The following is a 24,193-nucleotide window of genomic DNA, read 5'->3' as shown; positions in this document are numbered from 1 at the left end:
TCAAACCACCGGCCTCGTCACCCGACCCGCTGCGCGTACCACTCGCGCAATCGCCGCTCGGCCTCGTCGGCGCCGAGCGGCCCCGCGTCGAGCCGCAGCTCGAGCAGGAACCGGTACGCCTCACCCACGATCGGCCCGGGTCGCAGGTCGAGCAGGGCCATGATCTGCTCGCCGTCGAGATCGGGGCGGATCGATTGCAGCTCTTCTTGCTCGGCGAGGGCGGCGATGCGCGCCTCCAGCTCGTCGTAAGCGCCGCGCAACCGCGCCTCTTTGCGGCGGTTGCGGGTCGTGACGTCGGCGCGGGTCAGAATGTGCAGGCGCTCGAGCAGGGCATCCGCGTCGCGCACATACCGGCGCACGCCCGAGTCGGTCCACGGGGCGTCGCTGTAGCCGAAGAAGCGCAGGTGCAGCTCGATGAGGCGGCTGACCGCCGTGATCGTGTCTTTGTCGAAGCGCAGCGCGGTCAGCCGTTTGCGCGCGAGCTTGGCGCCGACGACGTCGTGGTGGTGGAAGGTGACGGCGCCGCCGGGCTCGACGCGCTTGGTCGCGGGCTTGCCGATGTCGTGCAGCAGCGCGGCGAGCCGCAGCACGACGTCGGGCGCGGCCCCGGGGGTGCGCTCGGACTCGAGCTCGATCGCCTGCTCGAGCACGGTGAGCGAGTGCTCGTAGACGTCTTTGTGGTGGGCGTGCTCGTCGACCTCGAGCCGCAGCGCCGGCAGCTCGGGCAGCACGATCGCCGCGAGCCTGGTGTCGACGAGCAGCGCGAGACCGCGACGCGGCTCGGTCGTGCTCAGCAGCTTGACGAGCTCGTCGCGCACGCGCTCGGCCGAGATGATCGCGAGGCGCTCGCGCATGCGAGCCATCGCCTCGACGACGGCGGGGTCGACGTCGACCTGCAGCTGGGCGGCGAACCGCGCGGCCCGCAGCATGCGCAGGGGGTCGTCGCCGAACGAGTCGTCGGGGCTGCCGGGCGTCATGAGCCGGCGCGCGAAGAGGTCGTCGAGGCCGCCCGAGGGGTCGACGAGGGTGCGACCCGGCAGCCGCAAGGCCATGGCGTTGATCGTGAAGTCGCGGCGGATCAGGTCGCCCTCGAGCGAGTCGCCGAACGCCACCTCGGGCTTGCGCGAGTCGGGGGAGTACGCGTCGGCCCGATAGGTCGTGATCTCGACGGTGTGCGGCCCGAGCCGCGCGCCGATCGTGCCGAAGGCGCGGCCGATGTCCCAGTGCGCGTCGGCGACGGGCTTGACGATGCGGATGATGTCGTCGGGCCGCGCCGAGGTCGCCAGGTCGAGGTCGTTGACGGGACGACCCAGAAAGGCGTCGCGCACGGGGCCGCCCACGAGGGCCAGCTCGTGGCCCGCCGCGGCGAAGCGCTCGGCGAGCGCTGCGAGGGGCTCGGATGCGGCGAGGGCCTCGAGTCGGGTGACGGCCTCGGCCACGCTCTCCATAGTCACCAGAGTCTAGACTTCCCCCATGTCGGTCGAGCGGGAACGAGCACCCCGCCCCGCCCTCCTCACCCTCGCTCGCGCGGGCGCCGCCGCCGCCATCGCGACCGCGCTCGCGATGGCCCCGCTGCCGGTGATCGAGCCGGGGGGCGCAGCGCGCGCCGCGACGACCGATGCCCCGGCCGAGGTCGCGATCGACCTGCTCGCCGCCCCGTCTGCGACGGGCATCGTGCGGGCGGGAGACGACCTGAGCGTGCGGGTGACCGTGACCAACGCGGGCGAACAGCCGACCGGCGCGATCTCTGTCGCGCTCGGCCTCGACGCGGCGCGCTCCGCCACGGCCGCCGAGCTCGCGGCCTGGTTCGACGGCGTGACCGTCGCGAGCTCTGATCAGCGGGTGGCCACGGCGTCGCTCTCGTCGCTCGATCCCGGGGCGAGCGCCGTGCTCGACCTGATCGTGCCTGCTGAGCGCGCAGCCCTCAGCGGGCCGTTCGGCGCGCGCCTCGCTGTCGTGCGCGCCACGATCGACGACGAGGTCGCGGCCGTCGACCGCACCGCGGTCGTCTGGGTGCCGAGCGCGACGACCGTGCCCGAAGCCGCCACGACCTTCGTCGCCGCGATCTCGACCCCCGGAGAGAGCGCGGCGTTTCTCGATGCCGACGCCCTCGCCGCGTACACCGCCGAGGCGGGGGCACTCACGCGCACCCTCGACGCCGTCGCCGGGCGCCCCGTGCTGCTCGCGATCGACCCCCGCATCATCGCCTCCATCCGCCGCCTGGGCGCCGACGCCCCGGCCACGGCGACGGCCTTCCTCGAGCGGCTGTCGAACGCGCCCAACGAGAGCTTCGTGCTGCCCTGGGCCGACGCCGACCCCATCGCCACGATCGCCGCACAGGGCGTGCCGCTGCCCGAGACCGAGGGCACGGGCGTCGTCGACGCGACCACGGCCAATGTCGAGGGCGCGAGCCCCAGCCCGAGCCCCGAGCCGGGCCCGACCGTGACCCTCGATGAGCTCACGGCCTGGCCCGCGACGCTCGACGGCTGGAACTGGCTCGACCACGGTGCGCTGTCGGCCGATGGCCTGCCCGTGCTCGCCGAGGCGGGCACGAGGGTGCTCGTGGCGCCCGCGGCCGCCCTCGGCAGCGCTGCCGCCGTGCAGCGCGGCGGCGAGATCACGCTGGTGCGCACCGACGACGCGCTCGCCGCCTCCGCCCGCGACGCGAGCCTCGCGGTCTCGCAGCAGCGCTTCGACCGGTCGATGGCGCGCGTCTCGTCGCTGCTCGCCGCGACGGCGAGCGCTGAGCCGGGCATCCCGACCCTCATCGCGCTCAGTCGCGGGCAGCTGGCGGGAACCGACCGCCTCATCGACACGATCGCGCAGACCGTGGCGCTGCCCTGGGCACGCGGGGCTGAGGCCTCGGCGGCGCTCTCGCGCCCTGCCGCCGAGGCGGTCGTCGGAGCCGCCGGCGCTGACGACGCCCGTGCGCAGGCCGTGCGCTCGGCGCTCGAGGCCGAGGCCGCCGACCGAGTGTTCGCGGGCATCGCCGTCACGCCCGCGGCGATCACCGACATTCGCCGGCTCGAGCTGCTCGCCGCGCTCTCGCAAGGCTGGGGCGAGCGCTCGACCGAGGCGCTGCGCGGCTTCACGAGCGACTCGATCGCGCTGCGCTCCTCGGTGCAGGTGGTCGAGAGCAGCGCGATCACGCTGCTCGCCGACCGGGCCTCGCTGCCCGTCACGGTGCAGAACGACCTCGACGTGGCGGTGCGCGTCTTCGTGCGCGTCGAACCCGACACGGCGCAGCTGCGCGTCGTCGATCCCCGCGTCGAGACGCTCGTCGAGCCGCAGTCGCAGACGCGAGCGCTCGTGCCCGTCGAGTCGCTCACGAACGGCCAGGTCGATATCGCCGTCTCGGTGCGGGATGCCGAGGCCCGCGTCATCGGAACCCCCACGCGCGTCTCGCTCAACCTGCAGGCCGGGTGGGAGACCGCGGGAACGATCGCCGTGGCCATCGCGCTGCTCGCCCTGCTCATCGCCGGCATCGTGCGCGACGTGCGCAAGCGCCGCCGCCGCGCGCAGAGCGACGACGCGGTCGTCGAGGCGCAGGACGCCCCGTGAGCGATCGCGAGAGCGGCGGAATCGGCCGAGCGAGCATGATGCTCGCCTCGGGCACGATCGTCTCGCGCCTGCTCGGCTTCGTGAGCGCGGTCGTGCTGGCCCAGACGATCGGCACGGTCGGGGCGGGGGCCGACGCCTTCGCGCTCGCCAACCAGCTGCCGAACAACATCTACGCGATCGTCGCGGGCGGGGTGCTGAGCGCCGTGCTCGTGCCGCAGATCGTCAAGGCTGCCCTGCACGACGATGGCGGGCAGCGGTTCATCAACCGGCTCGTGACGCTCGGGCTCGTCGTGTTCTTCGCCGCGGCGGTCATCGCGACCCTCGCGGCGCCCCTGCTCGTGTCGCTCTACGCCCAACAGTCGGTCGACGGCGGGCGGGGCTTCACCGACGACGAGCTCGCGCTCGCGGTGGCCTTCGCGTACTGGTGCCTGCCGCAAGTGCTGTTCTACGCCGTCTACAGCCTGCTCGGCGAGGTGCTCAACGCCCGACGCGTGTTCGGCCCCTTCACGTGGGCCCCCGCGCTCAACAACGTCGTCGTCATCATCGGCCTCATCGCCTTCACGATGCTGTTCTCTGAGGATGTTCAGGTCGCGACCGCCTGGACGCCCGCGATGATCGCGGTGCTCGCCGGCTCGGCGACCCTCGGCATCGCCGTGCAGGCGCTCGTGCTCTTCGCCTTCTGGCGCCGGGCCGGATTGCGCTACCGACCCGACTTCCGCTGGCGCGGTGTCGGGCTCGGAGCGACGGGCCGCGCGGCCGGGTGGGTCTTCGGCATGGTCATCGTCACGCAGCTGGCCGGCATCGTGCAGGCCAACGTGGCCTCGCTCTCGGCGGCGGGCGGCGAGCCCTCGCTCGCCGTGCTGCGCTTCTCGTGGCTCATCTTCATGCTGCCGCACTCGGTCGTCACGGTGTCGCTCGCCACGGCCTACTTCACCCGCATGAGCGCGCACGCGCGCGACGACGATCGCGACGCCGTGCGGGCCGATGTGAGCGAATCGCTGCGGCGCATCCTCATGATCATGGTGCTCGCGACCGTCGGGCTGCTCGTGGTCGCCGGACCCTTCGCGCGGCTCTTCGGCGGGGCTCCCGAGGTCGTCGACGGCATGGCGCGCGTGATCGTGGCCTTCGTGCTCGGGCTCATCCCCTTCACCGTGCTCTTCGTCGTGCAGCGGGTGTTCTACGCGCTCGGCGACACCCGCACGCCCTTCTTCATCCAGCTCGCCCAGGCGGGCGTGTTCGTCGCCGGCGCCGCGCTCGTCGCGACGCTGCCGACCGGCTCGATCGCCGTCGGCATCGCCCTCGTCACCTCGCTCGCCGGAACCGTGCAGACGCTCATCGCGCTGCTGCTGCTGCGCCGCCGACTCGGCGGTGTCGACGGGCGGCACGTGCTCACGCGGTTCGGGCAGTTCGCCCTCGCGGCGGTGCCGGCGAGCGCCGCGGGCGTGCTCGTCGGCGCCGGGCTCGGCGCCTTCGCCCTCGAGGGCTGGGCGCGCTCGGGCGAGGGCGCGGCCGTGCTCACGATGCTCGCCATCGCGGCGATCATGACCCTCGTCTACGCGGGTGTTCTCGCCCTGCTGCGCCTGCCCGAGTTCACGGCGATCACCGAGCCGATCATCCGGCGCTTGCGGCGCTGACGGCAGGTGAACAGCGGCTGAACGCGAGCCGCCCGCGGAATAGTGCCGACCTAGACTGGGTTGTCACTGCTGCCGCCCGCGCGGGCGGCGACCGCACGGCGAACGCCGACCGCAAGGGGAATCATGCGCCACGTCATCATCATCGGCTCCGGCCCTGCCGGATACACCGCGGCCATCTACGCCGCGCGCGCGAACCTCGCGCCGCTCGTCATCGCGAGCTCGGTCGAGTTCGGCGGCGAGCTCATGAAGACCACCGAGGTCGAGAACTTCCCCGGGTTCCCTGAGGGCATCATGGGCCCTGAGCTCATGACCCGCATGCAGCAGCAGGCCGAGCGCTTCGGTGCCGAGATCGTCTACGACGATGTCGTCTCGCTCGAGCTCGACGGCCCCGTCAAGGCCGTGACGCTCGGCAACGGCGACCGCCACGAGGCGCACGCGGTGATCTACGCCACGGGCTCGGCCTACCGCAAGCTCGGCCTGCCCGACGAAGACCGCCTGAGCGGCTACGGCGTCTCGTGGTGCGCCACGTGCGACGGCGCGTTCTTCCGGCAGAAGACCGTCGCGGTCGTCGGCGGCGGCGACTCGGCCATGGAGGAGGCGACCTTCTTGACGCGCTTCGTCGACAAGGTCTACCTCATCCACCGCAGCGAGAGCTTTCGCGCCTCAGCGGCCATGCTCGATCGCGCCAAGGCCGACGAGAAGATCGAGTTCGTCATGAACACGCGCATCGAGCAGATCTTCGGTGCCGACCTCGTGACGGGCGTCGGCCTCGTCGACACCGTCACGGGCGAGCAGCGCACGCTCGACGTGCAGGGGGTGTTCGTCGCGATCGGCTCCGACCCGCGCACCCACCTGGTGCACGGCGTGCTCGAGCTCACCGAGCAGGGCACGATCGCCGTGGATGGCCGCTCGTCGCGCACGAGCCTGCCGGGCGTCTTCGCCGCGGGTGACGTGGTCGACCCCACCTACAAGCAGGCGATCACCGCCGCCGGCAGCGGCACGGTGGCCGCCCTCGATGCCCAGCACTACCTCGAGACCGTGCACGATGCGAGCCGCGCCGCGGCCAGCGCGGTCTGATCCGACCGAGTAACGACTAAGGAGAACCCATGAGCACGCGCGATGTGACCGACGCCACCTTCGAGGCCGAGGTGCTGAAGAACGAGAAGACGATCATGGTCGACTTCTGGGCAGAGTGGTGCGGCCCGTGCCGCGCCGTCTCGCCGATCCTCGACGCGATCGCGGCCGAGCACCCCGACAAGCTCGAGATCGTCAAGCTCGACGTCGACGCCAACCCCGAGACGGCCATGAAGTACCAGATCACCTCGATCCCGGCCATGAAGGTGTTCCGCGGCGGCGAGGTCGTCAAGACCGTCATCGGCGCCAAGCCCAAGCCCGCACTCGAGGCCGACCTCGCCGAGTTCCTGGTCTGAGCGCTCCCCGCGCAGAAGCCCGTCCCCCGATGCGGGGGCGGGCTTCTGCGCATTCGGCCCGTATTCTTGATCGCACGTGCTCCGGGGGTCCGTCCGCCGCGTCGCTCCGCACCGGCCGCACGCCGACATCGAGAACGGGCACAGCATGACGATCTCCCGCGAGGGCACGAACCTCGACCCGTGGTACGGCCACTACGCCGACCGCACCTCGGGGCTGAGCGCCTCCGAGGTGCGCGCGCTGTTCGCGGTGGCCTCGCGGCCCGAGGTCGTCTCGCTCGCCGGCGGTATGCCGTTCGTCTCGGCGCTGCCCCTGCCCACGATCACCGAGTCGATGGACCGCGTCATGCGCGAGCGCGGGGCTGCGGCCCTGCAGTACGGCTCGGGGCAGGGCACGCCCGAGCTGCGCGAGCACATCCTCGAGATCATGGCGCTCGAGGGAATCCGCGCGGGCGTCGACGACGTCGTCGTCACGACGGGCTCGCAGCAGGCGCTCGACCTCGTCGCGAAGCTGTTCCTCGACCCGGGCGACGTCGTGCTCGCCGAGTCGCCGTCGTACGTCGGGGCGATGGGCATCTTCCGCTCGTACCAGGCCGAGGTCGCGCACATCGCGATGGATGCCGACGGCATGATCCCCGCGGCCCTCACCGAGCGCATCCAGTCGCTGCGCGCGGCGGGCAAGCGGCTCAAGCTGCTCTACCTGATCCCCAACTTCCACAACCCCGCGGGCGTGACGCTCTCGAGCGCGCGCCGCCTCGAGATCATCGATATCGCGCGCAGTGCGGGCATCCTGATCCTCGAGGACAACCCATACGGGTTGTTGTGGTTCGATCGCCCCGCCCCGGCGGCCATGCGCAGCGTCGAGACCGACGGCATCGTCTACCTCGGTTCGTTCTCGAAGACGCTCGCGCCGGGCTTCCGCGTGGGCTGGGCCCTCGCGCCGCACGCGATCCGCGAGAAGCTCGTGCTCGCGGCCGAGGCCGCCATCCTCAGCCCCAGCTCGCTCAACCAGATGGTCATCAGCGACTACCTCGACCGAGCCGACTGGCGCGGCCAGATCGACGTGTTCCGCGACCTCTACCGCGAGCGCCGCGACGCCATGATCGATGCGCTCGAGCAGTACCTGCCCGACCTCAGCTGGACGATGCCGAACGGCGGCTTCTACGTGTGGGTCACGCTCACCGAGGGCCTCGACTCGAAGGCCATGCTGCCGCGCGCCGTCAAAGAGCTCGTCGCCTACACGCCCGGCACCGCCTTCTTCGCCGACGGCTCGGGACGCGGCCACCTGCGACTGGCGTTCTGCTACCCGCCGCCCGCCGAGATCCGCGAGGGCATCCGCCGGCTCGCGACCGTCGTGCGCGGCGAGCAAGAGCTGCTCGAGACCTTCTCGCCCACCGGCCCGATCGCGGCCGTCGCCTACGACCCCCACGTGGCGAGTCCGCCGCCGAACCTCTCATGAGCCAGGATGCTGCGCCCATGACCGGCCCCGACGCACCCGCTCGCCGCGTCGTCGTGCTCGCCGGCGGCATCTCGCACGAGCGCGACATCTCACTCAAGTCGGGGCGCCGGGTCGCCGACGGCCTGGCCGCGCACGGCCTCAACGTGTCGCTGCTCGATCCCGACGCCGCGCTGCTGCCCGCCCTGCTCGCCAATCGGCCCGATGTCGTGTGGCCGACGCTGCACGGGGCGAGCGGAGAAGACGGCGCGCTGCGCAGCCTGCTCGAGTTCATGGGCCTGCCCTATGTGGGCTCGTCGGCGAGCGCGACGCGCCTCGCCTGGGACAAGCCGCGCGCAAAGACCATCGTCGAGCGCGCGGGGGTTCCCACCCCGCACTCAATCGCCCTCACGCGCGACGCGTTCCGCGAGCTGGGCGCCGAGAGCGTGCTCGCGGTCGTGCGCGGCGAGCTGCCCCCGCCCGTCGCCGTCAAGCCCGCGCAGGGCGGCTCGGCCCAGGGAGTGAGCCTCGTCGACACCGACGACGAGCTGCGGCGCGCGATGGTGCTCGCCTACACGTACTGCGACGTCGCGCTCATCGAGCAGCGCATCACGGGCGTCGAAGTGGCCATCGGCATCATCGACACGGGTGATGGTCCCGTCGCCCTGCCGGCCGTCGAGATCGAACCGCTCTCGGGCGTCTACGGCTTCGAGGCCCGCTACAACGCGGGGGAGACGCGCTTCTACGCCCCCGCGCGCATCGACGACGCGACAGCCGCGCGCGCCACCGAGGTGGCCCTCGCAGCGCACCGCGCGCTCGGCCTGCGGCACATCAGCCGCATCGACCTCATCATCGACGGCGCCGGCACCCCGTGGTTCCTCGAGGCGAGCGTCATGCCCGGCCTGACCGAGACCTCGACCTTCGCGCTCGCGCTCGAGGCCGCGGGCCACGACGTGGGCTGGGTCTACGCCGAGCTCGCGCAGGCCGCCGTGCGCGAGGCCCGGCGCTAGCGGCTCTGCCTAGCGAAACCCGTCGTCGCCGAGCTCACCGAGGATTCGGTTGAGGTCGGCCACGGTCGCGAAGTCGATGACGAGCGAGCCCTTCTTCTGGCCGAGCGTGATCGAGACACGGGTGTTGAGCCGGTCGCCGAGCCGCTCGGCGATCTCGTTGAGCTGACCCTGCTTCGATCCTGCCGCCGGCCTCTTGGCCGGCTTCGCGCCGGCGGCTGACCCGCTCAGCAGCGCCGCAGCGGCCTCGGCCTGCCGCACCGAGAGCTCTTCGTTGACGATCTTGTCTGAGAGCTTGAGCATCGCGGCCGGGCTGCCCGCGGCGAGAATCGCGCGCGCGTGGCCCGGGGTCAGCACCCCCGCCGCCACGCGACTCTGCACGGCCTGCGGCAGCTTGAGCAGCCGCAGGGTGTTGGTGATCTGCGGGCGCGACCGGCCGAGTCGCTCGGCCAGCTGCTCTTGTGTGATGCCGAAGTCCTCGAGCAGCTGCTGGTAGGCGCTCGCTTCTTCCAGGGCGTTCAGCTGCGCACGGTGCAGGTTCTCGAGCAGGGCATCCCGCAGCATGTTGTCGTCGCTCGTGTTGCGCACGATCGCGGGGATCGCCTCGAGACCGGCGATCGTGGATGCCCGCAGCCGGCGCTCGCCCATGATGAGCTCGTAGGCGGGCTCTCCCGGCTGAGCCCCGGCGCGCTCGCGCACGACGATGGGCTGCAGCACCCCGAACTCGCGCACCGAGTGCACGAGCTCGGCGAGCTCTTCTTCGCGGAACTCGGTGCGCGGCTGCTGCGGGTTCGGCACGATGTCGCTCGGGGCGATGGCCGCGAGGCGCGCGCCGGGCACGACCGCGAGCTGCTCGCCCTCGGTGGGGGCGGGGGAGGGGAAGAACACGTCGACCGGCCGGTCGCCCTCGCCCGTGGGGATGAGGGCGCCGATGCCGCGACCCAGTCCGGTGCGCTTCTGAGCCATCAGGCGGCCTCTCCTCGACGGGCGATCTCGGCGGCGGCCTCGAGGTACGACAGCGAGCCGGGCGAGCCCTCGTCATAGCTGATGACGCTCTGGCCGTAGCTCGGGGCCTCGCTGATGCGCACCGAGCGGGGGATGAGGGTGTCGAGCACCTGCTCGGGAAAGTGCTCGCGCACATCTTGCACCACCTGGTTGGCGAGGTTGGTGCGGGAGTCGTACATCGTCAGCAGGATCGTCGAGACGCGCAGCTGGGGGTTCAGGTGCCGCTCGATCAGCTGGATGCTGTTGAGCAGCTGGCTGAGCCCCTCGAGCGCGTAGTACTCGCACTGGATGGGGATGAGCACCTCGCGCGCGGCGACGAAGGCGTTGATCGTCAGCAGGCCCAGCGACGGCGGGCAGTCGATGAAGACGTAGTGGAAGGGCTCGGGACTCGCGGCGAGGAAGGCGTCGAGGGCCGAGCGCAGGCGCTGCTCGCGCGCCACGAGCGAGACGAGCTCGATCTCGGCACCCGCGAGGTGGATGGTCGCGGGCACGCAGTACAGCTGCGCGAACTCGGGACTCTTCTGCACGACGTCAGCGAGAGGCGAGTCGCCGACGACGACGTCGTAGACGCTCGGGGTATCGGCGCGATGCTCGACACCGAGCGCCGTCGAGGCGTTGCCCTGGGGGTCGAGGTCGATCACGAGCACGCGCGCGCCGCTGCGCGCGAGGGCGGCAGCGAGATTGACGGTCGTGGTCGTCTTGCCGACACCGCCCTTCTGATTCGAGACGGTCAGCACGCGCGTCGCGGCCGGCAGGGGCAGGCTCGTCGCCTCGAGTGCGATGCGCCGACGAGTGATCTCCGCGACCTCACGCGCCAGGGGCGTGGTCTCGTCGTACGGTCCCTCGGTCGTCACTGATGAGCCTCCTGCTCGAATGTTTCACGTGAAACGTGCGCCGATGCACGGCACTCCGCGGGGCTCCCGCGGCGCGATGAGACGCGACCGGTCAGGATGCCCCGCCTACTGTAGCCCGAAACAGCCGGGTCACCTCGGGCACGAGCCCGCCGCCGAGCTCAAGCACCTCGGCATCGCGGACGCGGTAGCGGCGCAGCACGGCTGCAGCCGCGGCCATCTCGTCGACGACGCGAGCGCCCTTGAGGAAGATGAGCTCGCCGCCGTCACGCACGAGCGGAGCCGTAATGGGCACGAGCGTGCGCAGGGCGCTGACGGCGCGCGCCGTCACCTGATCGAAGGGTCCGGCAGTGACAGCGTCTTCGGCACGAGCACGCAGCACCGTGACATTCCTGAGCCCGAGGCGCTCGGTCTCGTCGCGCAACCACTCGGTGCGGCGCTCCATCGGCTCGATGAGCGTGAGGTGAGCATCCGGTCGCGCGATCGCGAGCACGAGCCCGGGCAGCCCGGCGCCACTGCCGACATCGGCCACGCGCGCACCCGGGTGCAGGAAGGGAGCGACGACGCCTGAGTTGATGATGTGCCGCGACCAGAGGCGGGCGGCCTCGAGCGGACCGATGAGCCCGAGCTGCTCGCCGTACTGCGCGAGGTCGGCCGCGAAGCGACGGGCGACCGGCAGCTGCTCGCCGAAGACCTCGGCGGCCGCGGGGGGCTCGGTCTCGACGACCGGAGGGCTCGCGGGCACCGCCCGGATCCCGGGCGATGTTTCACGTGAAACGGTGGGGGAGTCCTCAGCCACGACGGATGACGGTGTGGCGCTCAGCGCCCTCGCCCTCCGACTCGGAGGTCAGGCCGCGCTCGCCCACGAGGTCGTGCACAAGCTTGCGCTCGTAGCTCGACATGGGCGGCAGAGCGGCCGACTCGGCACCGGCCTCGATGCGCTCGACCGCGCGGTCGACGAGGCGCTGCAGCTCGTCGGCCCGTGCGTCGCGCGAACCGGCGATGTCGAGGATGAGCCGCGAGAACTCTCCCGTGCGCGCGTGCACCGCGAGCCGGGTGAGCTCTTGCAGGGCCGAGACCGTGTCGGGCTTCGAGAGCGTGCGCAGGGCATCCGCCTCTTCGGCCTCGATCGACAGGTACACGCGGCCGGCGCGCGTGGCGATCTCGATGTCGCCGTCGAGGTCGGCGAGGTCGAGCAGCTCTTCCAGGTAGTCGGCGGCGATGTCGCCCTCGTCGGCGACGGCGCTCTGCGCCACGTCGGTCGTCGGGGCGTCGTCGAGCACGGGCTCGGTGGTGTCGATGGTGTCGGTCATGGTCTAGCGACCACCCTTCTTCTTCGCGCGGTTCTTGCTGACCGGCTGCGGGCGCTGGGTCTTCTTGGGCTCTTCGACAGCGACGGTGCCGCCCTCGTCGACCTCATCGACGATGCCGCGCCGCTGGCGCTTCTTGGCCAGGCGGGCCTCGCGGGCGAGCGCTGCGTCGCTACCCGGGGTGGGCATGTTCCGAATAACGATGAACTGCTGCACCATCGTCCAGATGTTCGAGACGAACCAGTAGAACATCACGCCGAGGGGGAAGGCGACGCCCGAGAAGAGGAAGACGAGCGGGAGGATGTAGAGCAGGATGCGCTGCTGCCGGTACATCGGCGAGGCCTTCATCTCGGGGCTCTGGTTCTTCGACATGATCTGCAGCTGCGTGATGAACTGCGACGCCGTCATGAGCACCACGAGAATCGCGGCGATCACGATGACCCAGACGTTGCCGTCGGAGTTGACCATGGTCGCGCCGAGCGGAGCGATGCCGAAGAGCGTCGCGCGGCCGAACTCGGCCGAGAGCTGCTCGTTGAGCAGCCCCACGCCGGTGAGGCCCGCGAACGAGTTGTTGAGCACCGAGAACAGGCCGAAGAAGATCGGCATCTGCAGCAGGATCGGCAGGCACGACGACAGCGGGTTGGTGCCGTGCTTCTTGTAGAGCGCCATCGTGTCGCGCGACATGGCCTCGCGCGAGAACTGGTCGCGCTTGCCCTTGTACTTGTCCTGGATCTTCTTGAGGTCGGGTGAGATCTCGAGCATCTTGCGCTGGTTCTTGATCTGACGCACGAAGACCGGGATGAGCGCTGCGCGCACCACGACGACGAGCCCCGCGATCGAGAGCACCCAGGTGAGGCCGGCCTCGCTCTCGAGCCCCATCATGGTGAAGAGGGTGTGGAAGCCCACGAGGATCGCCTCGATGGCCCACTTGATGGGCCAGAGGATGATGGCGAAGATATCCATGGCGGCGGGTTATGCCTTTCTCTCGAGCACGATCAGGCCCCACGCGGTGCGCCGGTAGGGGGAGTTCTCAGTCACGGGCCAGTCGTCGATGCCGCCCTCGGCCCACGGGTGGCAGCGGGCCAGCCGGCGGGTGGCGAGCCAACCGCCCTTCACGACGCCGTGCTCTTGCACCGAGCCGAGGGCGTACGCCGAGCAACTCGGGTAGTAGCGGCACACGTCGCCGTACAGCGGCGAGATGATCGCGCGGTAGACGCGCAGCACGATGATCACGAGATTGCGGGGAACGAGCGCGACGGTGCGCGCGGCACGCATCACCGTCTCGCTCACGCTGCTCTCACCGCCCGCCTCATACCGTCGTCGATCTCAGCCCGCAGGGTATCCCACGAGACCTCGTGCGCGCCCGGGAGTGCCCGCACGACGATCAGATCCGAGGCCGGCACCTCGTCGAGCACGCCAGCGCAGATCGATTGGATGCGGCGGCGCACGCGGTTGCGCACGACGGCCCCGCCGACCTGCTTCGAGACGATGACGCCGAACCGGGGCCCCTCGGCCTCGCCGGTCAGGCGGTAGAGCACGGCGTGCGACGTCGTCGTGCGACGGCCGCGGCGTACCGCTCGACGAAAGTCATCAGCCCGGACGACCCGGTGTGCTCGCGGGAGCACCGAGGTGCTTAGGCCGAGAGCTCGGTGCGGCCCTTGCGGCGGCGCGCAGCGAGGATGGCGCGACCGGCGCGGGTGCGCATGCGCAGACGGAAGCCATGAACCTTGGCCCGACGGCGGTTGTTCGGCTGGAAGGTGCGCTTGGTCATGGTTCTCTCCTCGGCCCCAGGGGCCAGCGACGACGGATCAGGGATGTCCGATCGCTGCGAGTCAGGTCCGGACAGAAGTCAACCGGTTAACAATAGGTCCCGACCCCTTCCCGGTCAAACCGCGCGGGGCGCCCGCGCATTATCCACATCATGTGCACAGACCATTGGTATCGACGCGCCGGGCCGGATTACAGTAGGCGTCAGTCTTCTCGCCGTGCCGCCCGGTGCGCTGCGGCGACTTATCCACAGCGCTGTTCACCGCAGCCGCGCCTGATCAGCACCGACGAGTCGAGGAGCGCCACGATGCCGGACGAGACCGATTCCCCGCACGACCTCTGGGAGTCGGTGAAGGCGGCGCTCACTGCCGACGACCGCATCACCCCGCAACTGCACGGATTCATCAACCTCGTCGAACCGCGCGGCGTCATGGCCGGCACCCTGTATCTCGAGGTGCCGAACGAGCTGACTCGCGGCATGCTCGAGCAGCGCATCCGGCTGCCCCTGCTCAGCGCGCTGACCACGGTCGACGGCGAGGCCGTGTCGAGCTTCGCCATCGTCGTCAACCCCGAGATCCAGACCGAGAGCCTCGAGACCGCGCCCGATGTCATGGAGCAGAACCCCTCCTATATCGAGCAGTCCGTCTCGCCGCCCGCGGCCGACGCGTCCGGGCGCCGCGGCGACAGTCGCCTGAACGATAAATACAGCTTCGATAACTTCGTCATCGGAGGCTCCAACCGCTTCGCGCACGCCGCAGCAGTTGCGGTGGCCGAAGCGCCGGCGAAGGCCTACAACCCGCTCTTCATCTACGGCGAGTCCGGCCTCGGAAAGACGCACCTGCTGCACGCGATCGGTCACTACGCCGAGAGCCTCTACCCGGGGATCCGCGTGCGTTACGTCTCGAGCGAGGAGTTCACGAACGACTTCATCAACTCGATCGCGAACAACCGCGCGAGCCTCTTCCAGTCGCGGTACCGCGAGATCGACATCCTGCTCATCGACGACATCCAGTTCCTGCAAGGAAAGGATTCGACGCAGGAGGCCTTCTTCCACACCTTCAACACGCTGCACGATCACAACAAGCAAGTCGTCATCACGAGCGATCTGCCGCCCAAGCACCTCACGGGATTCGAAGACCGCATGCGAAGCCGGTTCGAGTGGGGCCTCATCACCGATGTGCAGGCACCCGATCTCGAGACCCGCATCGCGATCCTGCGCAAGAAGGCGCAGAACGACAAGCTGCAGGTTCGCGACGATGTGCTCGAGTACATCGCCTCGAAGGTGTCGAGCAACATCCGCGAGCTCGAAGGAACCCTCATCAGGGTAACAGCCTTCGCCAACCTCAATCGCACGCCCGTCGACATGCAGCTCGTGCAGACCGTGATGAAAGACCTCATCACGCTCGACGGTGACAACGTCATCGAACCGGTCGACATCATCAATCACACCGCCTCGTACTTCAAGCTCACGGTCGACGACCTCTACGGGTCGTCGCGCTCGCAGGCCGTGGCGACAGCGCGGCAGATCGCGATGTACCTGTGCCGCGAGCTCACGAACATGTCGCTGCCGCAGATCGGCAAGCTCTTCGGCAACCGCGACCACACCACGGTCATGTACGCCAACAAGAAGATCAGCGAGCTCATGAAAGAGCGCCGATCGATCTACAACCAGGTCACCGAGCTGACGAGCCGCATCAAGCAGAACCACCGCTACAGCTGAGTCGATCGACGCGAATCAGCCAACGTCCAGCTTCACTGCACGTTTCGCACACTGGGGACAGCCTGTGGATAACTCGTCGGAAGCATGGGGATGATGTGTTGAGGATCACGGCGATGGTGTGAAAGTCGATCGCCGCGCGAGGCGGTTGTCCCCGAGCCGCACGAGGCGCATCCACCAGCTGTGCACATCTTGCACGCGTGTAGTTCAGCCCGATCCCGCGACTGCCGCCGAGTTGTCCACAGTGTGAACAGCGGTTAATGATGGTGTTCTCTTCTTCTCTTCGATGAATGACGAGGGATAACTTTTCGAGGGTCGAAGCCCGGCAACCGCCCGCACACACGCTGTGCCAGTATGGAAGGCCCCGGGTGCCGGGCAGGGTCGACCGAGAGGGAGCCGCGTGAAGTTCCAGGTCAATCGCGACGTATTCAGCGAAGCGGTGTCGTTCGCCGTCAAGCTGCTGCCGCAGCGCACCACGCTCCCGATCCTGAGCGGCGTGCTGCTGCGCGCCGAAGGCTCGACCGTCACACTCTCGTCGTTCGACTACGAGGTCTCGGCGCAGACGTCGATCACGGCCGACGTGAGCGACGACGGCACGGTGCTCGTCTCGGGCCGGCTCCTCGCCGACATAGCCTCGCGCCTGCCCAACGCTCCCGTCGAGTTCACGACCATCGATGGCAAGATCGCCGTTCGATGCGGCTCGGCCCGTTTCACGCTCTCGAGCATGCCCGTCGAGGAGTACCCGAGCCTTCCCGTCGTCGATGGCGCGAGCGGCGTGCTGCCGGGCGAGGCGTTCTCGGATGCTGTGGCGCAGGTCGCCGTCGCCGCGTCGCGCGACGACGTGACGCCCGTCATCACGGGTGTGCAGCTCGAGATCGCCGACAACCGCCTGTCGCTCGTCGCGACCGACCGCTACCGCGTCGCCGTGCGCGAGATCGACTGGGAGTCGTCGGCCGTCGCCGAAGGGGTGACCGCCCTCGTGCCCTCGCGCACGCTCTCTGAGATCGGCAAGATCTTCGCGCACGCGGCCACCGTCACCGTCACGATCGTAAGCGGCGGCGATCGCGAGCTCATCGCCTTCTCGGCCGACCAGAAGACCGTCACCTCGCTGCTCATCAAGGGCAACTTCCCGCCCGTGAAGCGCCTGTTCCCCGAGTCGGTCGACAACTACGCGGTCATGAACACCGCCGAGCTCATCGAATCGACCCGACGCGTGCAGCTCGTGCTCGAGCGCGATGCCGCGCTACGCTACAGCTTCTCTGACGACGGTCTCACGCTCGAGGCCATCGGGTCAGAGAACGCCCAGGCCTCCGAGACGATCGATGCCCATCTCACCGGCGGCGAGACGACCGTCTCGCTCAAGCCCCAGTTCCTCATCGACGGGCTCTCGGCGGTGCACAGCGAGTTCGTGCGCATCTCGTTCACCAAGACCGACAACCCCAACAAGCCCGGTCCGGTTCTCATCACGAGCCAGTCGTCGAAGGACCAGCCGGGCGCCGACAACTACCGCTACCTGCTGCAGCCCAATCTGCTGCTGCGCTGACGCGCGTGCACGTCACGCATCTCTCGCTCGCTGACTTTCGCAACTACGCGCGCGCCGATGTCGAGCTGCGGCCCGGAGCGGTGCTGTTCGTGGGCCGCAACGGGCAGGGCAAGACCAATCTCGTCGAGGCGATCGCCTACGCCGGTTCGGCCTCGTCGCACCGGGTCTCGAGTGATCAGGCGCTCATCCGCTTCGGTGCTGGGTCGGGCATCGTGCGGCTGCGCGTGCAGCACGAGGAGCGCGCCGCGGTCATCGAGATCGAGCTGAACCGGGCATCCCCCAATCGCGCCCAGGTGAACGGATCGAGCGTGCGATTGCGCGATCTTCCGCGCTACTTCGCGAGCGTGGTGTTCGCCCCGGAGGATCTGGCGCTCGTGCGCGGCGACCCCGGTGTGCGCCGCGGATTTCTCGACACGCTCGTCGTGCAGCGCACCCCTCGGCTCGCGGGGGTCATCACCGATTACGAGCGTGTCGTGCGCCAGCGCAACTCGCTGCTGAAGTCGGCACGGGCGTCACGACTGTCCGCCGACAGCCTGTCGACGCTCGACGTGTGGGATGAGCGACTCGTGAGCCTCGGCACCGAGCTCATCATGGCGCGCGCCGACCTCGTCGATGCTCTTCGCCCCCACGTCGCACGCGCCTACCGGGCCGTCGCGGGCGATGACCACCTCACGCGCATGGCGCTTCGCGTGAGCGTCGACGGTCTCGACGACGAGGCGAGTCCCCCCGAAGTGGTCGATGCGGCCGAGCGCGTCGCCGACCGTTTTCGGGCGCGACTACTCGGGCGCCGCCGCGCAGAGCTCGAGCGCGCGGTCACGCTCGTCGGGCCGCATCGCGATGATCTCGTGCTCGAGCTCAACGGGCTGCCGGCGCGCGGATACGCCAGCCACGGCGAGAGCTGGTCGTACGCGCTCGCGCTCAAGCTCGCCGCAGCCGAGGTACTGCGGGCCGAGGCGATCGCGGGCGATCCTGTGCTTATTCTCGACGACGTGTTCGCCGAACTCGACGAGGGGCGCCGTGAACGACTGGCGGATGCCGTGGGCGGGTTCGAGCAGGTGCTCATCACCGCTGCCGTGGGCGGCGACGTGCCCGCTCGACTCGCGGCGACGCGCATCGGCATCGCCGCCGGCGCGATCGTGGAGGACGCGGCGTGACGACCGCCCGTGATCGCTCCGCGGACGATCAGCCGGTGGATGACCGCGCGGCGCCCGACCGCGAGCCGACCGAGAGCGAGGCGAGCGCGGTCTACCGGCGGCTGCGACGGGTCTTCGGCGATCCGGCGCTGCGGTCGTCCGATGCGCGCAAGCGTGCCACGCGCATCCCCGGCGACAGCGCACCGTTCGGGCTCGGCCGCGACCCCTCGGGCCTCGGGGACGTGCTCGAGTCGATGACCCGCACGCTCGGCTGGTCGTCGCCGCTCGCCCGCGGCGAGCTGCTGACGGCGTGGCCCGACCTCGTCGGAGTCGACATCGCGGCGCACTCCGAGCCCGCCGGCATCGACGACGGCGTGCTCACGGTGCAGTGCGACTCGACCGCGTGGGCCACGCAATTGCGCATCATGCGGGCCGAGATCCTCACCACGATCCTGCAGCGGTACCCCGACGCGCAGGTCACGAGCATCCGGTTCAGCGGGCCCGGCGCCCCCAGTTGGAAGCGGGGGCCGCGCTCCGTGCCCGGCCGCGGCCCCCGCGACACCTACGGCTGAGCGCCTGAGGCCGCGAAAACAAATCACTCCACCGGGGGCGAGATATCTCCCCAGAGGGCCGTTCTGACGGCTCCCAGAGGCGTTTTCTTGGTAGGATGGACCCGCCACACAGGGCGGTACCGACGCCCTTCTGATCGGCCACCAGCGATCGACCCGGCGGGAGCGCAATTCCATATGACCACCTCGTCCTCCACCCCCGACGGCACGCTCCCCGAGAGCGAGCCGGCGCTGGCGAAGCCCAACACCCCGACGCCGCGCAACGACCACAGCTACGGGGCCGGCGACATCCAGGTGCTCGAGGGCCTCGAGGCCGTGCGCAAGCGCCCCGGCATGTACATCGGTTCGACCGGCCCGCGCGGTCTGCACCACCTCGTCTACGAGATCGTCGACAACTCGGTCGATGAGGCGCTCGCCGGCCACTGCGACACCATCCACGTCACGCTGCTCGCCGATGGCGGCGTGCGCGTGGTCGACAACGGCCGCGGCATCCCCGTCGACGAGCACCCGGTCGAGAAGAAATCGACCGTCGAAGTCGTTCTCACGATCCTGCACGCGGGCGGAAAGTTCGGCGGGGGCGGCTACGCGGTCTCGGGCGGGCTGCACGGCGTCGGCAGCTCGGTCGTCAACGCGCTCTCCGAGCGCCTCGCCGTCGAGGTGCGTCGGCAGGGCAACGTCTACAGCCAGACCTACCAGCACGGTGTTCCGGATGCCCCGCTCGCCAAGGGCGCGGCGACCGACGAGACCGGCACGACCATCTCGTTCTGGCCGAACGGCGAGATCTTCGAGACCACCGAGTTCGACTACGACACTCTGCGCACCCGGTTCCAGCAGATGGCCTTCCTCAACAAGGGGCTGCGCATCACGATCGCCGACGAGCGCATCGACACCGATGCCGCGGCCGACGCCGCGCCGCGCCGCGAAGAGTTCCTCTACGAGAAGGGCCTCGTCGACTACGTCGAGTTTCTCAACTCGGCCAAGAAGATCGAGGTGGTGCACCCCGAGATCATCAGCTTCGAATCAGAAGACACCGAGAGGCGCATCGCGCTCGAGGTGGCGATGCAGTGGACGAACGCGTACTCCGAGTCGGTGCACACCTACGCCAACACGATCAACACGCACGAGGGCGGAACCCATGAAGAGGGATTCCGGGCTGCGCTCACGACGCTCGTCAACAAGTACGCCCGCGACAAGGGCATCTTGAAGGAGAAGGACGAGAACCTCTCGGGCGACGACGTGCGCGAGGGCCTCACGGCGGTCATCTCGATCAAGCTCGGCGAGCCGCAGTTCGAGGGCCAGACCAAGACCAAGCTCGGCAACACCGAAGCGAAGTCGTTCGTGCAGAAGGTGGCGGGCGAGCACTTGGCCGACTGGTTCGATCGCAACCCGGCGCAGGCGAAAGACGTCATCCGCAAGGCGCTGCAGGCCTCGGCCGCGCGCATCGCCGCGCGCAAGGCGCGCGAGCAGACTCGTCGCAAGGGCCTGCTCGAGTCGGGCGGCATGCCCGGCAAGCTCAAAGACTGCCAGTCGAAAGACCCCTCGCTCAGCGAGATCTTCATCGTCGAGGGCGACTCGGCCGGCGGTTCGGCCGTGCAGGGGCGCAACCCCGAGACGCAGGCGATCCTGCCGCTGCGCGGCAAGATCCTCAACGTCGAGAAGGCGCGCCTCGACCGCGCGCTCGGCAACGCCGAGGTGCAGGCCATGATCACGGCCTTCGGAGCGGGCATCGGAGAAGACTTCGATCCCGACAAGGTGCGGTACCACAAGATCGTGCTCATGGCCGATGCCGATGTCGATGGCCAGCACATCACGACCCTGCTGCTGACGCTGCTGTTCCGCTACATGCGTCCGCTCATCGACCTCGGCTACGTGTACCTCGCGCAGCCGCCGCTCTACCGCCTCAAGTGGACGAACGCCGAGCACGAGTACGTCTACAGCGACCGCGAGCGCGATGTGCTGCTCGAGTCCGGCCTGGCCGGCGGCAAGCGCATCCCGAAGGACAACGGTATTCAGCGCTACAAGGGTCTCGGCGAGATGAACCACCAAGAGCTGTGGGACACCACGATGAACCCGGCCTCGCGCACGCTGCTGCAGGTGACGCTCGAAGACGCCGCGGTCGCCGACAGCGTGTTCTCGACCCTCATGGGCGACGATGTCGAGCAGCGCCGCACCTTCATCCAGCAGAACGCGAAAGACGTGCGCTTCCTCGACATTTAGTCGAAGTCGCGCTCTGATCTCACTACCACCGAAGGATTCCCCTCATGGCAGACGACAACACGGGCACCGAGCCGGTCGACTACGGACCGGGCGGCCGCGTGAACCAGGTCGACCTGCAGCTCGAGATGCAGCGCTCGTACCTCGACTACGCGATGAGCGTCATCGTCGGGCGCGCGCTGCCCGATGTGCGCGACGGCCTCAAGCCCGTGCACCGCCGCGTGATCTACGCGATGTTCGACGGCGGCTACCGCCCCGACAAGGCCTACTCGAAGTGCTCGCGCGTGGTCGGCGACGTCATGGGCCAGTTCCACCCGCACGGCGACTCGGCCATCTACGACGCGCTCGTGCGGCTCGTGCAGCCGTGGGCGATGCGCTACCCGCTCGCCGCGGGTCAGGGCAACTTCGGCTCGCCCGGCAACGACGGGGCCGCCGCCCCGCGGTACACCGAGACCAAGATGGCCCCGCTCGCCATGGAGATGGTGCGCGATATCGAGGAAGACACGGTCGACTTCCACGACAACTACGACGGCCGCACGCAAGAGCCGGGCATCCTTCCCGCGCGGTTCCCGAACCTGCTCGTCAACGGCTCGGTCGGCATCGCCGTCGGCATGGCCACGAACATCCCGCCCCACAACCTGCGCGAGGTCGCCTCGGCCGCACTGTGGCACCTCGAGCACCCCGAGGCCGATCGCGAGAGCCTGCTCGAGGCGATCCTGCAGCGGGTCAAGGGCCCCGACTTCCCGACCGGCGCGCAGATCCTCGGCGTCAAGGGCATCCACGACGCCTACCGCACCGGCCGCGGTTCGATCACGATGCGCGCGGTCGTCACGGTCGAAGAAATCCAGAACCGCACGTGCCTCGTCATCACCGAGCTGCCGTACCAGGTCAACCCCGACAACCTCGCGATCAAGATCGCCGACCTCGTCAAAGAGGGCAAGCTCGGCGGTATCGCCGACATTCGCGACGAGTCGTCGGGCCGCACCGGCCAGCGCCTCGTCATCGTGCTCAAGCGCGACGCCGTCGCGAAGGTCGTGCTCAACAACCTCTACAAGCACACCCAGCTGCAAGACAACTTCGGCGCGAACATGCTCGCGATCGTCGACGGTGTTCCGCGCACGCTGCCGATCGACGGCTTCATCACGTACTGGGTGTCGCATCAGATCGAGGTCATCGTGCGCCGCACGGCCTTCCGGCTCAAGAAGGCCGAGGCCGACGCCCATATCTTGCGCGGGTACCTCAAGGCGCTGGATGCCCTCGACGAGGTCATCGCCCTCATCCGCCGCTCGCCCACGGTCGACGAGGCCCGCGACGGACTGATCGCGCTGCTCGACGTCGACGAGCTGCAGGCGACGGCCATCCTGAACCTGCAGCTGCGCCGCCTCGCCGCGCTCGAACGGCAGAAGATCCAGGATCAGGCCGACGAGCTCGAGCGGCTCATCGCCGACTACCAGGCGATTCTCGCGAGCCCCGAGCGCCAGCGGTCGATCGTGTCGGAGGAGCTCACCGAGATCGTCGACAAGTACGGCGACGACCGCCGCACCGAGATCATGTTCGGCTTCGACGGCGACATGAGCGTCGAAGACCTGATCCCCGAAGAAGAGATGGTCGTCACCGTGACGCGCGGCGGCTACATCAAGCGCACGCGCAGCGACAACTACCGCTCGCAGCACCGGGGCGGCAAGGGTGTCAAGGGCGCGCAGCTGCGGGCCGACGACGTCGTCGAGCACTTCTTCGTCACGACCACCCACCATTGGTTGCTGTTCTTCACGACGACCGGGCGGGTCTACCGGCTCAAGGCGTACGAGGTGCAAGAGGCGGGGCGCGACGCCAAGGGCCAGCATGTCGCCAACCTGCTCGCCCTGCAGCCGGATGAAGAGATCGCGCAGATCCTCGACATCCGCGACTACTCGGTCGCGCAGCACCTCGTGCTCGCGACGCGCAACGGCCTCGTCAAGAAGACCGCGCTCACCGAGTACGACACCAACCGCACGGGCGGCATCATCGCCATCAACCTGCGCGAGGGCGACCAGCTGGTCTCGGCGATGCTCGCCGACGACTCTGACGACATCCTGCTCGTCTCGCGCCAGGGCATGTCGCTGCGCTTCACCGCCGACGACTCGGCGCTGCGGCCCATGGGCCGCTCGACTTCGGGCGTCACGGGCATGAAGTTCCGTGCGGGCGACGAGCTGCTGTCGGCCGCGGTCGTCGGCGACCGGGGGTTCGTCTTCGTGGTCACCGAGGGCGGCTACGCCAAGCGCACCGAGGTCGAGCAGTACCGCGTGCAGCAGCGCGGCGGCCTCGGCATCAAGGTCGCCAAGCTCAGCGACGACCGCGGCGGGCTCGCCGGGGGGCTCATCGTCGCCGACGACGACGAGGTGCTCGTGGTGATGCAAAACGGCAAGGTGGTACGCTCCTCGGTGGCCGAGGTGCCCGCCAAGGGTCGTGACACCATGGGTGTCGTGTTCGCTCGGCCCGACGACGACGACCGCATCATCGCCATCGCCCGCAACAGCGAGCGAAACCTGGTCGATGCTGATACCGAGGTCATCGAGAACCCCGACACCACCGAGTCCGCGCCCGCGGTCGAGGTCGGAAAGGACGAGAACGAGTGAGTACTGTCGCCGAGAAGCTGCAGCGCAAGTCGCAGCGCCAGACCCCGACGAAGCAGGTTCGTCTCAAGTTTGTCTACATCGACTTCTGGTCGGCGGTGAAGCTGTCGTTCCTCGTCGCGGTGTGCGGCGCGATCCTGCTGCTCGTCGCCACCTTCTTCATCTGGATCGTGCTCAACTCGATCGGCGTCATCCAAGACGTCGACGCGGTGTTCGCCGACATCATCGGTGAAGACGGCCCGAGCCTTGCGGCGATCCTCTCGCTCGGGCAGGTCATGTTCTTCGCCACGATCGTGGCGCTGCTCAACCTCGTCGGCGGTACGGCGATCGGCGCCATCAGCGCCCTGCTCTACAACCTCAGCGTGCGCCTCACGGGCGGTCTGCTCGTGGGCTTCACCAACAACTGAT

General features: G+C 69.4%; 22 protein-coding genes. 13 read left to right on the top strand and 9 right to left on the bottom strand.

Annotated elements, in window-relative coordinates; genetic code table 11:
• Positions 1 to 17 precede the first annotated feature (17 nt).
• Positions 18 to 1,448: a CCA tRNA nucleotidyltransferase gene (locus ACK4HH_RS10135; protein WP_409651320.1), complete on the bottom strand. Its 1,431-nt coding sequence runs from the start codon at positions 1,446 to 1,448 to the stop codon at positions 18 to 20.
• A gap of 25 nt (positions 1,449 to 1,473) precedes the next feature.
• Here ACK4HH_RS10135 and ACK4HH_RS10130 point away from each other — a divergent pair, with 25 nt between their 5' ends.
• The 6 genes from ACK4HH_RS10130 to ACK4HH_RS10105 all read left to right on the top strand — a co-directional run bounded on the left by ACK4HH_RS10130 (position 1,474) and on the right by ACK4HH_RS10105 (position 9,067).
• Positions 1,474 to 3,561 (top strand): DUF6049 family protein, encoded by a 2,088-nt coding sequence (locus ACK4HH_RS10130; RefSeq protein WP_409651318.1) that lies wholly within the window; start codon positions 1,474 to 1,476, stop codon positions 3,559 to 3,561.
• Positions 3,558 to 5,195: a murein biosynthesis integral membrane protein MurJ gene (gene murJ / locus ACK4HH_RS10125; protein ID WP_409651316.1), complete on the top strand. Its 1,638-nt coding sequence runs from the start codon at positions 3,558 to 3,560 to the stop codon at positions 5,193 to 5,195. Before ACK4HH_RS10130 ends, murJ begins: the two co-directional genes overlap by 4 nt.
• A 123-nt stretch (positions 5,196 to 5,318) precedes the next feature.
• A complete protein-coding gene (gene trxB, locus ACK4HH_RS10120; RefSeq protein ID WP_409651314.1) occupies positions 5,319 to 6,272 on the top strand; it encodes a thioredoxin-disulfide reductase in 954 nt (317 codons plus the stop codon).
• 29 nt (positions 6,273 to 6,301) lie between these two features.
• A complete protein-coding gene (trxA, locus tag ACK4HH_RS10115) occupies positions 6,302 to 6,625 on the top strand; it encodes a thioredoxin (RefSeq protein WP_255160613.1) in 324 nt (107 codons plus the stop codon).
• Between the two features lie 145 nt (positions 6,626 to 6,770).
• A complete protein-coding gene (locus tag ACK4HH_RS10110; RefSeq protein ID WP_409651311.1) occupies positions 6,771 to 8,081 on the top strand; it encodes a PLP-dependent aminotransferase family protein in 1,311 nt (436 codons plus the stop codon).
• Between the two features lie 17 nt (positions 8,082 to 8,098).
• Entirely contained in the window at positions 8,099 to 9,067 is a 969-nt protein-coding gene (locus ACK4HH_RS10105; RefSeq protein WP_409651309.1) for a D-alanine--D-alanine ligase, read from the top strand.
• Positions 9,068 to 9,076: 9 nt separating this feature from the next.
• Here ACK4HH_RS10105 and ACK4HH_RS10100 read toward each other — a convergent pair whose 3' ends face one another.
• The 8 genes from ACK4HH_RS10100 to rpmH form a co-directional block, all read right to left on the bottom strand.
• Positions 9,077 to 10,030 (bottom strand): ParB/RepB/Spo0J family partition protein, encoded by a 954-nt coding sequence (locus ACK4HH_RS10100; protein WP_409651307.1) that lies wholly within the window; start codon positions 10,028 to 10,030, stop codon positions 9,077 to 9,079.
• Positions 10,030 to 10,923, bottom strand: a complete 894-nt coding sequence (locus ACK4HH_RS10095) for a ParA family protein (RefSeq protein ID WP_409651305.1) — start codon at positions 10,921 to 10,923, stop codon at positions 10,030 to 10,032. The genes ACK4HH_RS10100 and ACK4HH_RS10095 overlap by 1 nt, the downstream gene beginning before the upstream one ends.
• A 91-nt stretch (positions 10,924 to 11,014) precedes the next feature.
• Positions 11,015 to 11,665, bottom strand: coding sequence for a 16S rRNA (guanine(527)-N(7))-methyltransferase RsmG (gene rsmG / locus ACK4HH_RS10090; protein ID WP_409651303.1), 651 nt, complete (start codon positions 11,663 to 11,665; stop codon positions 11,015 to 11,017).
• 46 nt (positions 11,666 to 11,711) lie between these two features.
• On the bottom strand, positions 11,712 to 12,233 hold the full coding sequence (locus tag ACK4HH_RS10085; RefSeq protein WP_409651301.1) for a protein jag: 522 nt from the start codon (positions 12,231 to 12,233) through the stop codon (positions 11,712 to 11,714).
• A 3-nt stretch (positions 12,234 to 12,236) separates the two neighbouring features.
• Positions 12,237 to 13,193, bottom strand: a complete 957-nt coding sequence (gene yidC / locus ACK4HH_RS10080; RefSeq protein WP_409651299.1) for a membrane protein insertase YidC — start codon at positions 13,191 to 13,193, stop codon at positions 12,237 to 12,239.
• 9 nt (positions 13,194 to 13,202) lie between these two features.
• Positions 13,203 to 13,508, bottom strand: a complete 306-nt coding sequence (gene yidD / locus ACK4HH_RS10075; protein ID WP_409651339.1) for a membrane protein insertion efficiency factor YidD — start codon at positions 13,506 to 13,508, stop codon at positions 13,203 to 13,205.
• A gap of 8 nt (positions 13,509 to 13,516) precedes the next feature.
• Positions 13,517 to 13,855: a ribonuclease P protein component gene (gene rnpA / locus ACK4HH_RS10070; protein ID WP_409651297.1), complete on the bottom strand. Its 339-nt coding sequence runs from the start codon at positions 13,853 to 13,855 to the stop codon at positions 13,517 to 13,519.
• 8 nt (positions 13,856 to 13,863) lie between these two features.
• The gene (gene rpmH / locus ACK4HH_RS10065; RefSeq protein ID WP_199224450.1) at positions 13,864 to 14,001 is read right to left on the bottom strand and encodes a 50S ribosomal protein L34; all 138 of its coding nucleotides are present in this window, start codon (positions 13,999 to 14,001) and stop codon (positions 13,864 to 13,866) included.
• Positions 14,002 to 14,304: 303 nt separating this feature from the next.
• Here rpmH and dnaA point away from each other — a divergent pair, with 303 nt between their 5' ends.
• From dnaA to ACK4HH_RS10030, 7 genes are all read left to right on the top strand, one after another.
• A complete protein-coding gene (gene dnaA, locus ACK4HH_RS10060) occupies positions 14,305 to 15,717 on the top strand; it encodes a chromosomal replication initiator protein DnaA (protein ID WP_409651295.1) in 1,413 nt (470 codons plus the stop codon).
• Positions 15,718 to 16,114: 397 nt separating this feature from the next.
• On the top strand, positions 16,115 to 17,257 hold the full coding sequence (gene dnaN / locus ACK4HH_RS10055) for a DNA polymerase III subunit beta (RefSeq protein WP_409651293.1): 1,143 nt from the start codon (positions 16,115 to 16,117) through the stop codon (positions 17,255 to 17,257).
• A gap of 5 nt (positions 17,258 to 17,262) precedes the next feature.
• The gene (gene recF, locus ACK4HH_RS10050) at positions 17,263 to 18,411 is read left to right on the top strand and encodes a DNA replication/repair protein RecF (protein ID WP_409651291.1); all 1,149 of its coding nucleotides are present in this window, start codon (positions 17,263 to 17,265) and stop codon (positions 18,409 to 18,411) included.
• Between the two features lie 35 nt (positions 18,412 to 18,446).
• Positions 18,447 to 18,962, top strand: coding sequence for a DUF721 domain-containing protein (locus ACK4HH_RS10045; RefSeq protein WP_409651289.1), 516 nt, complete (start codon positions 18,447 to 18,449; stop codon positions 18,960 to 18,962).
• A gap of 174 nt (positions 18,963 to 19,136) precedes the next feature.
• The gene (gyrB, locus tag ACK4HH_RS10040; protein WP_409651287.1) at positions 19,137 to 21,176 is read left to right on the top strand and encodes a DNA topoisomerase (ATP-hydrolyzing) subunit B; all 2,040 of its coding nucleotides are present in this window, start codon (positions 19,137 to 19,139) and stop codon (positions 21,174 to 21,176) included.
• 44 nt (positions 21,177 to 21,220) lie between these two features.
• Positions 21,221 to 23,788, top strand: coding sequence for a DNA gyrase subunit A (gyrA, locus tag ACK4HH_RS10035; protein WP_409651285.1), 2,568 nt, complete (start codon positions 21,221 to 21,223; stop codon positions 23,786 to 23,788).
• Positions 23,785 to 24,192 carry a DUF3566 domain-containing protein gene (locus ACK4HH_RS10030; protein ID WP_409651283.1) on the top strand — a complete coding sequence of 136 codons (408 nt, stop codon included), beginning with the start codon at positions 23,785 to 23,787 and terminating at the stop codon, positions 24,190 to 24,192. Before gyrA ends, ACK4HH_RS10030 begins: the two co-directional genes overlap by 4 nt.
• Position 24,193: the final 1 nt, after the last annotated feature.

This window comes from Microcella sp., assembly GCF_046296455.1.
GTDB lineage: Bacteria > Actinomycetota > Actinomycetes > Actinomycetales > Microbacteriaceae > Microcella.
Note: the sequence above shows the minus strand (reverse complement) of the source record. Positions and strands in the feature narration are given on the sequence as shown.